Source organism: Dialister sp. (assembly GCF_051885895.1).
In the GTDB taxonomy this organism is placed as follows: Bacteria; Bacillota; Negativicutes; order Veillonellales; family Dialisteraceae; genus Dialister.
The window spans coordinates 9,329-18,925 of record NZ_JBJEXP010000077.1 but is presented as its reverse complement, the minus strand read 5'-3'; the positions used below and the strand labels follow the sequence as shown (position 1 = coordinate 18,925).

Annotated in this window: 12 protein-coding genes and 1 other annotated feature; of the genes, 2 read left to right on the top strand and 10 right to left on the bottom strand. The window is 49.6% G+C overall.

What is annotated here, in order from left to right; all coding sequences use genetic code 11:
• Positions 1-5: 5 nt before the first annotated feature.
• From ACI4N7_RS06445 to ACI4N7_RS06405, 9 genes are all read right to left on the bottom strand, one after another.
• Positions 6-1,190, bottom strand: coding sequence for a RuBisCO large subunit C-terminal-like domain-containing protein (locus ACI4N7_RS06445; protein ID WP_439732531.1), 1,185 nt, complete (start codon positions 1,188-1,190; stop codon positions 6-8).
• Positions 1,191-1,419: 229 nt separating this feature from the next.
• Positions 1,420-2,382 carry a glycosyltransferase family 2 protein gene (locus ACI4N7_RS06440; RefSeq protein ID WP_439732530.1) on the bottom strand — a complete coding sequence of 321 codons (963 nt, stop codon included), beginning with the start codon at positions 2,380-2,382 and terminating at the stop codon, positions 1,420-1,422.
• A 363-nt stretch (positions 2,383-2,745) separates the two neighbouring features.
• Complete coding sequence (locus ACI4N7_RS06435) at positions 2,746-3,456, bottom strand: hypothetical protein (RefSeq protein WP_439732529.1); 711 nt, start codon at positions 3,454-3,456, stop codon at positions 2,746-2,748.
• Positions 3,457-3,495: 39 nt separating this feature from the next.
• Entirely contained in the window at positions 3,496-3,873 is a 378-nt protein-coding gene (locus ACI4N7_RS06430; protein WP_439732528.1) for a hypothetical protein, read from the bottom strand.
• 57 nt (positions 3,874-3,930) lie between these two features.
• Positions 3,931-4,329, bottom strand: coding sequence for a hypothetical protein (locus ACI4N7_RS06425; RefSeq protein ID WP_439732527.1), 399 nt, complete (start codon positions 4,327-4,329; stop codon positions 3,931-3,933).
• A 128-nt stretch (positions 4,330-4,457) separates the two neighbouring features.
• Positions 4,458-4,718, bottom strand: a complete 261-nt coding sequence (locus tag ACI4N7_RS06420) for a hypothetical protein (RefSeq protein WP_439732526.1) — start codon at positions 4,716-4,718, stop codon at positions 4,458-4,460.
• Between the two features lie 162 nt (positions 4,719-4,880).
• Positions 4,881-5,210: a hypothetical protein gene (locus ACI4N7_RS06415; RefSeq protein ID WP_439732525.1), complete on the bottom strand. Its 330-nt coding sequence runs from the start codon at positions 5,208-5,210 to the stop codon at positions 4,881-4,883.
• Positions 5,207-5,809: a DUF1700 domain-containing protein gene (locus ACI4N7_RS06410; protein ID WP_439732524.1), complete on the bottom strand. Its 603-nt coding sequence runs from the start codon at positions 5,807-5,809 to the stop codon at positions 5,207-5,209. The genes ACI4N7_RS06415 and ACI4N7_RS06410 overlap by 4 nt, the downstream gene beginning before the upstream one ends.
• Positions 5,802-6,128, bottom strand: coding sequence for a PadR family transcriptional regulator (locus ACI4N7_RS06405; protein WP_439732523.1), 327 nt, complete (start codon positions 6,126-6,128; stop codon positions 5,802-5,804). Before ACI4N7_RS06405 ends, ACI4N7_RS06410 begins: the two co-directional genes overlap by 8 nt.
• 331 nt (positions 6,129-6,459) lie before the next feature.
• Positions 6,460-6,660 (top strand) — a binding site (T-box leader).
• 178 nt (positions 6,661-6,838) lie between these two features.
• On the opposite strand from ACI4N7_RS06405, the gene ACI4N7_RS06400 reads away from it, so the two are divergent.
• Entirely contained in the window at positions 6,839-7,987 is a 1,149-nt protein-coding gene (locus ACI4N7_RS06400; protein ID WP_439732522.1) for an ABC transporter substrate-binding protein, read from the top strand.
• A 112-nt stretch (positions 7,988-8,099) separates the two neighbouring features.
• Here ACI4N7_RS06400 and ACI4N7_RS06395 read toward each other — a convergent pair whose 3' ends face one another.
• On the bottom strand, positions 8,100-8,804 hold the full coding sequence (locus ACI4N7_RS06395; RefSeq protein ID WP_439732521.1) for a TonB family protein: 705 nt from the start codon (positions 8,802-8,804) through the stop codon (positions 8,100-8,102).
• A gap of 212 nt (positions 8,805-9,016) precedes the next feature.
• On the opposite strand from ACI4N7_RS06395, the gene ACI4N7_RS06390 reads away from it, so the two are divergent.
• Positions 9,017-9,574 carry a DUF2284 domain-containing protein gene (locus tag ACI4N7_RS06390; protein ID WP_439732520.1) on the top strand — a complete coding sequence of 186 codons (558 nt, stop codon included), beginning with the start codon at positions 9,017-9,019 and terminating at the stop codon, positions 9,572-9,574.
• Positions 9,575-9,597: the final 23 nt, after the last annotated feature.

Here is a 9,597-nt window from a genome sequence, read left to right as displayed (position 1 = left end):
ATATATTACTGCTGGGCTTCTTCCAGTTTCTGCAGGAAGAATTTTACATTTTCCGTCAGATCCGGGCCTTCTGTCTGGAGGGCGCCGCCGACGAGGAAAATGCTGTCAGGACCGTATACCCGGTACATATCCTTGAAGAGCTGCCATCTCATGCCGCCGGAGGGAATGGGGAAAATAGGACGGAGGTAGGCCATCTTTTCATCGGTGCCTTCGCAGATTTTAGTGCAGGTATCCTGGGAGAAGGAGAACCGTCCTCCGAAGCTGGTGAAAATGACGGCATCCGCACCTGCCAGACGGGAGAGCTGTCCATAATAGCAGAAGGGGGAAATGCCCGAGTCTTTAGACAGTACCTGGGGACCGGAGAAGCAGGGGTGAAGGAAAATGGGAAGATTGAATTCCGGGTCTCTGGCCAGGTCCCGGATGACAGTGAAGCCGGTAATGGCCGGAGCAGCCATAATACCGTCGGCACCGATTTCCTTGGCCTTGTAGGCCCGGTCCAGAAACTGGAGGCCGTCAGCGGTGCAGTTGGCAATATACATGCTCTTTTTCCCTGTCTTTTCTTTGGCGTCAGCCAGAGCCATGACACACTGGAGTACTCTTTCTTCAAAGGGAGCATAGTCCTGATTCATCAGGCTGTGGTCATCCTTGATAATAGGGCAGCCGCCAAGGGCAAGGTCATACACCATTTTGCCCAGTTCCTTCGGGGATTTTCCCAGCGGCTTGATGGCGGACATGAGAATGGGTCCGCGGGGAACGCCGCACAGATCGCGGATACCGGTACGGCCGAAGCGGGGACCAGGATAATTGTCATACATGGATTCCGGAAGTTCAAAGGACATGAGTCTAATGCCCGGCTGGAGACTGGTATTTCCGAAGAGCATATTCAGAAGTTCTGCCATTTCACTGCCTACGGCAGAGGGATCATAGGAAATGGTGGCGTAATAGGCGCCGGGTTCCGCTTTCTTCAGATCTTCAATCTGGCCCACGATGGTATCGCCGATGGAAGTACCCTCCACCAGTTCGTAGGGGCATTCCACAGTCTGCTCCACACAGATGCCGAAGGCCAGCTTTTTAGCTTCTTCGTAATCGGAGGCGGCAATGCGGTAGGTAGCGGTAAAGCGGGAGGACTGGGTCAGATCTTCTTTCAGTTCTGCAAAAAGTTCACTTTCAAAAAATGGGGTATTGCTCATAACATATCCTTTCCCGGCAGATGGAGAAACCGGTCACTGCAAAACAACGGGGAAACAGATTCTCCGCTGTACTGCAGGCTGCCTTTCTCTTTGAAGACAGGCAGGATGGATCAGGGACGGTCAGACGCCCTGAAGGGCTCCATGCGCCTTTTTTATTTGATTTTTCACGAGGCTCCTGATTGACTTTCCTGTCATAAACAGGCGGAAAAGAAATCTGATAACGGCGGAATCAGTGCTTTTCCGGTTCGTGGGTTTTATAATAGGGATTTTCGGGATGGGAGGCTGTATCATCCTGCAGCCAGTACAGAGGACGGTTCCTGGTTTCTTCAAATACATGGCCGATATATTCGCCGAGAATACCGAGGCACATGAGATTGAGGCTTCCGAAAATAGAAATCAGGATAGTCATGGTGGCCCATCCGGGGACAGCCTTTCCTGCGATTACACAGTACAGTACATGGAGAATCAGCAGGAAACCGGCAAAAGCAGCCAGAAGGCCTATATAAAAGGAAATCCGGAGGGGAATGGTGGAGTTGGTGATAATGCCGTCCATGGCAAAATGAAGCATTTTCTTCATGGAGAATTTGGAAACTCCCGCATGGCGCGCCGGAGCTTCAAATTCAATGGATGCCTGTTTGAATCCGAGACCGCCCACGATACCGCGGATGAAGCGGCTGTGTTCCCGGAATTTCAGGAAGGTGTCCAGTGCTTTCCTGTCCATAAGACGGAAATCGGAGCCTCCCGGCACTACACGGGTGGTGGAAATGGAATTGATCACCGCATAGTAGCCGGAGGAGGTCAGCTTCTTTAAGAATCCGGCATCTTCCGTGGCTGTGCGGATGGTCTGCACAATGTCATACCCTTCCTGCCATTTTTCCACCAGTTTGGGAATCAGGGCCGGCGGATGCTGCATATCGCCGTCCATGGTAATGACTGCATCGCCTCTGGCAAAATCCATGCCGCAGGTAATGGCAATCTGATGTCCGAAATTACGGGCAAATGTGAGAGCCCGCACGTGAGGGTCATGGTCTGCCAGCTGATGAATCAGTTCGTCGGTCCGATCCCTGGAGCCATCATTTACATAAATGATTTCATAGTCCATGTCCAGGGTTTTCATGACTTTGGTTACTTCATCATGGAAGTACACCACGTTGCCTTCTTCGTTATATACAGGCGTCACAATTGATATCATAATAATCCTCCAGATCAGGCTGTATGCCAATGTATATTATAGCACAGATGAAAGGGATGATTCTTCCCATTCCTCAAAGCTTCCTGTGAAAGCATTTCCTGCCGGCTGTGTCCGGCAGGAAATGGAAAAACATCCGGTGGTGTTTTCTTAAGCTATTATATATAACCTCTGCAGAGACGGCTTAAATAAATTTTAAAGTTTTTATAAAGATGGACAGGAAAAAGAGCAGGAGGGGAATCCTGCTCTTTTGTCAGAGGGTATTGGGTTATGATAAATAAGATATTCAGGGGAACCCGGTCCCCGTGCGTCAGGGGTAATACAGGGACCGGTTCCCTTATAGAAACTGGATAATGAAATCAGTACTTAAAACTGTGCATCTTCCGGAGGCGGAACAGGCCGTCCTTTTCCGTTGCTGTCATGCCGTCTGTCAAAACGGTGATCTCCATCCCTGCCGTAGCGGGGATCATGACCTTTGTCAAAACGGTGGTCTCTGTCCTTTCTGCCTTGGTCAAAACGGGGACCGCGGTGTTCATCGAAACGGTGATTTTCATTGTTCCCGTCTTTGTCAAAGCGGGGGCCGCGGTGCTCATCGAAACGGTGGTTTTCCTTGTTTCCGTCCTTGTCAAAGCGGGGGCCGCGGTGCTTATCAAAGCGATGGTCCCGGTCTTTTCCTTCCTGGTCGGAATGGAAATCGGGCCGTCCGTCCATCGGGCGGATTTCATGGTCCGGGCCGTCTCTGCGGTCGCCGCGGACATCGGAAGGCTCGTCAGAAGGCTGGTTTCTGCGATAGTCACCTCCTTTGCTTTCAGAGAAGGAGTCCTGGTCAGGGCGGCGGGAAACGTCTTCCCGTGCCTCGCGGATATCCTTCTTTCCAGGTTTATGAATGACAGGGCCGGAAGAACGCTCCGCATTGATCAGTGCGATGCGGTAGTCCCGTCCTGTGTCAGACACTGGTCCTGCCGGAGCTTTGGCTTCCAGAGAAGCTGCATCAGCGGCAGTTCCGAAAACAGCACCTGCTGCAGAAAAAGAAAGGAGCAGGGCGGCGGATAAAAATGCTTTTTTCATGGTTCTCATGGTTGATTCCTCTTTTGAAACAGGTCTTTTTGTTTGGAATTACAGGCGATGCCAGGTAATGCCGTCATCATCCTGTATATTTTTCTTTTCCGGTTTGCCTTTCTGGGCATCTCTTTCCCGGGCTTCCGGATGCTGTTCATAGTACTTTTCTTCCCAGGGTTTCAGTTTGCGCTGATGGCCCTGGTCTTTTTTATCTTTCCATTCATCCTGGGCTTTTTTGTCCTTATGGATTTTCGGTTTCTTCGCTTTTTCTACATTCTTTTTGTCTTTGTGAATTTCCGGTCCCGGTCCTTTATCCTGCTGGAATTCCGGCGGACGGTTATAGTCTGCTGCTGATACAGTGTCGGCGAAAAGGAAGCCGCCGGCCAGTGCCAGACCGGTCATGGATGCAATAATTAATGCGTTTAATTTCTTCATGGTTGAAACCTCTCTTTCTTCGTTATAACAAGGGTCTTTTCAACAGGAAATTTTTCCTCAGCGGGAAGGCATGGCGTCATTTCTGCGGGGATTGTCCCTCTGTTCCATCTGGCCTTTGTCGTTTTGGGAATTTCCTTTGTATTCTGTATCCTGTCCTTTGGAAGGGGCCCGGTTCATTCTGCTGTTCTGCATGCTGCCGTCATTCCGGCTGCCTTTTTCAGGAGCAGCTTTCCGGTTTACGCTCCGGTCCTGGGAATCTTTCCGCGGTTCAGCTTTCTGCGGCTGATTTTTCTTTACGGAAGACTGTCTGCTGTTGTCCGGCATGGCAGGCATATTTTCTTCCTGATAAACAGCAGGGCGGTCATTGGAAGCAGATACGGATCCGGTCCAAAAGGCGCCGCCGGTTAATGCCAGACCGGCTATGGAAGCAATGAGGAGGATACTTGACTTTTTCATTATACAATCACACTTTCCAGATAGGGAAGGCTTTCCGCGATTTCCCTGAAATTGATAACATGCTGCCTGCTTCTTGCATTGAGCGGGAGAGGGGAGTCAAAACTGATCCCGATTCCGGCAGCTTTTCCTTAGTTGTAGCGGGAAGGAATGGTTTTATCCCACTGGTCTTTCTGTTCGTGCTTGGCTTTTTTATCTTTGTGTACTTTCGGCTTCTTGGCCTTTTCCACGTGCTTCTTTTCCTTGTGAATCTGCGGTGGAGTCTGTTCCTGCTGCTGGAACTTAGGCGGATGGCTGTAGTCTGCTGCCGATACGGTATCGGCGAAAAGGAAGCCGCCGGCCAGTGCCAGGCCTGTGATGGATGCAACGATCAGTGTATTTAATTTTTTCATGGCTAATCCTCACTTTCTGTAATCTGGGGAGTGTTCATCTCTCCTGAGGGAGTATCCCTGAGACTCCCTCTTTGCATGCTGTTCTGGGGATATATATAAAATCAATGGCACCGGGCTGGTATGATCCCGGACCATGATGGACGGGAATGAATTTATATATCTTTACTTGCTGTTTTCATCGTTTGGCATCTGCCTGTCATGAGGCATGTCCTGCATGTGATCCTGCCTGTCATCGGGCATATCCTTTCTGTCGGGACCCATCATGCTGTTTTTATCATGATGGTCTTTCATGTCGTCCCGCATGCGGTCATTGGCAGGACCGTTTTTGAAATCTTTACGGTCCTTGTTCCAGTGATCAAAATTATCCATGATCTTGGGAACATTTTCTGCCATCCAGCGATGATAGGAAGGAAGATCATTGATAATAAATGAAAAGGTGCCGATGATAAGGGAAACAATGGCGAGAATCACGGAAATGAGGATTTTCTTCATTTGGATTCACCGCCTTTGGCTTTTGGAGGCTGGCTGAAACTGCTTTCAATAGCACGGCTGCCTTCTTTGGCAATCAGATAAATGGAAAGAGCGGTAAAAATACCGAAGCTTCCGATCGATGCCAGCGTAAGGAAACTGAATCGTGGAACCGGGGCCATGCCATGGAAGGGGACCAGGTTGGTGGAGAAGAATCCGATGACCAGACCGGCAGCGGCTAAAACAGCGATGGCTACCACTATACCGGCGGCAGTCAGGAGACGGGCGGTCATATGGGCCGTGGTCTCGGCGGCCTGGGGAATCTTCGGGCTGACTTCCGCCCATGTTTTTTCTACCTTATTCTGGGCGCCCTGGGCAATCTTCTGGGCGGTATCCTTAAACTCCCGGCTCTTTGTCTTTTCATCCACTACACCTTCCGACTGGAAAGAATTGTAGATATCTTTGGGGCTGCCAAGTTCTCTGGCGATTTCTTCTTCGGAAAGCCCCCGCTTTTTTCCTTCTTCAAAATGGGATTCATAATCTGCCAGAATCTCATTGACTTCCTCCGTTTTGGCATTGCGGAAATAGTATCTGAGCAGATCTAAAAATTCTGTTTCATTCATGGATATCGCCTCCTTCTTCTAGTATGTCTTTCACGGCTTTTGTAAATTCAGTCCATTCTTTGAGGGATTCCTTGAATTCCTCCCGCCCTGCGTCAGTGATGCGGTAATATTTTCGTGGAGGGCCGTTATGTGATTCCGCCAGGTATGTATCTACCAGGCCGTCTTTCTTGAACCGGTTCAGAAGGGGATAAATGGTCCCTTCCGACATTTCTATATATTTTGAAATTTCCGTAACCAGTTCATAACCATAGTAGTCTTTCCGCCTGAGCATGGATAGAACCACAATCTCCATGACGCCTTTTTTTAGTTGGATGTTCATGGTTTTTCCTTTCTGAGGAATCAGAGGTTCTTTGAAAGAAATCAATTCACTTGTTGAATGAAGGTCAATTTCTTTGTTGGTAACAATATATCACAAAGTACTTTGCAATGCAAGGTACTTTGCAAAAGTTTATCCAACTTTTTTTTAAAGGGAGGAAAAAGCTTCTGCAGGAGGGAGGATACAGCATTTTTCTTCCGTGATGGAGTGAAAAGGAACTTTAAGTATTCTATGGAGTCATACAAAGCTCCTTCTTTACGGAAAATGCAAGTGACAGATTTTCATATTGACGAAGAGATAAAGATTCAGTATCATCATAAACATATCAGATCAAGTACATGCTGTGAACGAGAAGGAAACAGACGGGAAGCTTCAGAGAGCCGGCGGAAGGTGAAAGCCGGTGCGGAAAATCTGCGGACTATCACTCGTGAGCATCCTGATTGAAAGAATTTTCCGTAAATCAGGACGGAAGTCCCCGTTACAGGACAGGCCTTCGGAGTATAATGCAGGGTGGTACCGCGATTTCGCCCCTGTCCCAGAGTGGACAGGGGCTTTTCTTTTTCCATCCATTCATTCATATCCGGCGGCTGGAGTGACAAACCGGAGTGGTACCGCGCGAAGCGCCTCTGTCTGCAGCAGCAGACAGAGGCGCTTTGCCATTCCGGACAGAGTGAAGATTGCACATGTGCTATTTCATCCAAAGGAGAAAAAAGATGATGAACTGGAAAAAAGGACTCAAAATGGCAGGCCTCGGCCTCATGATGACAGCTGCATGTGCAGGACTCTCCGGCTGCGGCGGAAAGAGTGAAGGCCAGGGGACAGGAAAGACGGCCAAAGTAGGCTTTATCAACGGCGTGTCCGGCGGCGTGGCTTCCTATGGTTTGGCAGAAAAAGAAGGCTTTGACCTGGCAGTAGAGGAAATCAACAAAGAAGGAAAAATCCACATGGATGTGGAAATGGTGGATACCAAAGGCAATGTGCAGCAGGCGGTGTCCGCGGCCCAGAAAATGATTGCCGCCAAAAAGGTCATCGTGGTAGGGCCTCTGATTTCCGGAGAATACAAAGCAGTGGGGCCCCTTTTCCAGCAGGCGAAGATTCCTCTTCTCGGCGCGGCCACCACGGCGGAGGGCCTTATGGATATAGGGAACTATATGTTCAGAAACTGTGTGCCTGAATCCAGGAACATTCCCCAGACCGTGCAGAAAACCCATAAGCTTCTGGGATATAAGAAAGTGGCGGTGCTCTATTCCAATAATAATGAACATCAGGTATCTGCCTACAAAACCTTCAGGCAGGCACTGGAAAATGAGGGCGTAGACATTGTGGCTGCAGAAACCTTTGCCGATAAGGACACGGATTTTTCTGCCCAGCTCACCAAAATCCACAACGCCAATCCTGATGCGGTGGTGGTGGCAGGCTACTACCAGGAAGGCGGGCTTATCCTTAAAAAGATGAGGGACATGGGAATGAATCAGCCGGTGCTGGGGGATAATGGTTTCATGTCGCCGGAGCTGGTAAACATTGCCGGAGCAGCAGCGGACAACGTGTACGTTTCCTCCATGTGGTCTCCGGAAAGAGATTCAAAGGCCACCAGACAATTCGTAAAGGACTTCCGGGCCAAATATAACCATGATCCGGACAACTTTGCGGCCTGCGCCTATGTGTCTGCCAAACTGGCAGCAAAGGCCATGGAAAATGCAGGTACCACCACCGACTCTAAAAAAGTGAGGGATGCCCTGGCCAATATCAGAGACTTTGAAAGCGCCCTGGGGCCCATGACCTTCAACAATTCCGGAGATCCGGAGGTGGATCTGGTGCTTCTGAAAGTGGAAGACGGGAAATATAAGGCGGTGAAGGTGTAGCAAAGATTTCCGGCGGAGCGGTGAGCAGAAAAGGGCTTCTGCTTCATTGGAAAAAGGCAGCAAAAAACAGGATGAACGTCAGCGGTTCATCCTGTTTTTATTTTCTGTTTCTTTACATCTGCAGGGAAAGGGTGGTTTCGGCAGCTATATTTTCACCATCCGGATTCCGGGCGGGACTGAAGGTCCACTGCCGGAGAGACCGTTCTATGTAGCGGGAGAGAATTTTGAAATTCTCATCAGACAGGGAAGTGCCCTCTTTTATCACTTCCGGTGCCTTGTCCATTTTTCCATTCTGGTCAATGGAGATTCTGACGGAGAGGGAAGGATGCCCCGCTTCTTCGGCGGCGGTTCTTTCTTTTTCTGTCATATCACTCATGACCTGCGAGAGCGGCTGGGGAGGGACGGCAGTCATGGAAGAGGTAAACCGTACCGGGATACGGACGGTAAAAGGAACTGCCTTATCTCCCCGGCGGGCAGGACGGAAGGACCAGGATTCAGCAGAAGAAGCTGCGTACTGGTCAAGAACGATGGAGGAAGAACTTTCCGCCACTTCCTCATGGGTAACGGCTCCGTCTTCATTGATGGAAAGAAGAAGGACCGTGGAAACGGAGTGAGGAAGAGTAAAGAGAGCATCGTGTACAGCCTGCGTCTGGGGAAGCATTTTGGCGGATTTCAGGGACGGAGGCACCATCTGCTCCTCGGTGACAGGACTGCCATCCTTGTCCAGATATACGCCTTCCTTCGGCAGTGCAGCAGAAGCGGATATTCCCAGGGACAGGAGAAGAGGAAGGGACAGGGATATGAGTATTTTTTTCATGGAAAGCTCCTTTTATAAATAAAAATATTATTTTATGCCAATAAAGAGCAAATAAATAGGAAATCTTTTTCTATTTATTTTAATCAATCACCGAGGAGAGAGCAACAGGATTTTTTGAGAGAAAAGAGGTGTTACAATAAAAGAAAAGGAATCCGGTCTGTACGGAAAAGGAAAAAGCATACCGGGAAAGGCAGCAGTCGAAGGAGGTCATCATGAAGAAGGAAGACAGCATGGAGCTCATGGAAGAAGCACGAAAAGCCGGTGCGGCAGATGTGAAAATGGTGGATGTGACGAAAATCAGGCGGGGCGTATGGCCCCGGATGAAATGCCAGTTCGGCTGTCCACAGTATGGAAAATGCCTGTGCTGTCCGCCTTATACGCCGAAGCTTTCCGAAATCAATGAATTTCTGGATGAATACAGTCTGGGAATCCTCATCAAACACACCATGCCCATCAAACTGGAAGAATGCAGTGACTGGCAGGAATTTGATATCCGCCTGACCAACGGCCTTCTGGACATCCTGCTCAAAGTGGAAAAAGCAGCTATGATGAAGGATTATTATAAGGCCTTTGCCCTGAAAGCAGGGCGCTGCGGCCTGTGCAAAGTGTGCAATCTGAAGCACTGTATCCACCCCGAATCGGCCCGTCCCTCCCTGGAAGCCTGCGGCATTGATGTCTTTGCCCTGGCTAGGGACAACGGCTTTGATACCCATGTCCTGACAGGCCCGGTGAAGGAAGTATCGGTGTACGGCATGGTGCTTCTGGAATAAAAATAGGCACGGCGTCCATGGGG

Bases quoted from the DNA above. Each gene is read 5' to 3' on its own strand.
- ACI4N7_RS06445 (WP_439732531.1), bottom strand. From the start codon at position 1,190: ATGAGCAATACCCCATTTTTTGAAAGTGAACTTTTTGCAGAACTGAAA.
- ACI4N7_RS06440 (WP_439732530.1), bottom strand. From the start codon at position 2,382: ATGATATCAATTGTGACGCCTGTATATAACGAAGAAGGCAACGTGGTG.
- ACI4N7_RS06435 (WP_439732529.1), bottom strand. From the start codon at position 3,456: ATGAGAACCATGAAAAAAGCATTTTTATCCGCCGCCCTGCTCCTTTCT.
- ACI4N7_RS06430 (WP_439732528.1), bottom strand. From the start codon at position 3,873: ATGAAGAAATTAAACGCATTAATTATTGCATCCATGACCGGTCTGGCA.
- ACI4N7_RS06425 (WP_439732527.1), bottom strand. From the start codon at position 4,329: ATGAAAAAGTCAAGTATCCTCCTCATTGCTTCCATAGCCGGTCTGGCA.
- ACI4N7_RS06420 (WP_439732526.1), bottom strand. From the start codon at position 4,718: ATGAAAAAATTAAATACACTGATCGTTGCATCCATCACAGGCCTGGCA.
- ACI4N7_RS06415 (WP_439732525.1), bottom strand. From the start codon at position 5,210: ATGAAGAAAATCCTCATTTCCGTGATTCTCGCCATTGTTTCCCTTATC.
- ACI4N7_RS06410 (WP_439732524.1), bottom strand. From the start codon at position 5,809: ATGAATGAAACAGAATTTTTAGATCTGCTCAGATACTATTTCCGCAAT.
- ACI4N7_RS06405 (WP_439732523.1), bottom strand. From the start codon at position 6,128: ATGAACATCCAACTAAAAAAAGGCGTCATGGAGATTGTGGTTCTATCC.
- ACI4N7_RS06400 (WP_439732522.1), top strand. From the start codon at position 6,839: ATGATGAACTGGAAAAAAGGACTCAAAATGGCAGGCCTCGGCCTCATG.
- ACI4N7_RS06395 (WP_439732521.1), bottom strand. From the start codon at position 8,804: ATGAAAAAAATACTCATATCCCTGTCCCTTCCTCTTCTCCTGTCCCTG.
- ACI4N7_RS06390 (WP_439732520.1), top strand. From the start codon at position 9,017: ATGAAGAAGGAAGACAGCATGGAGCTCATGGAAGAAGCACGAAAAGCC.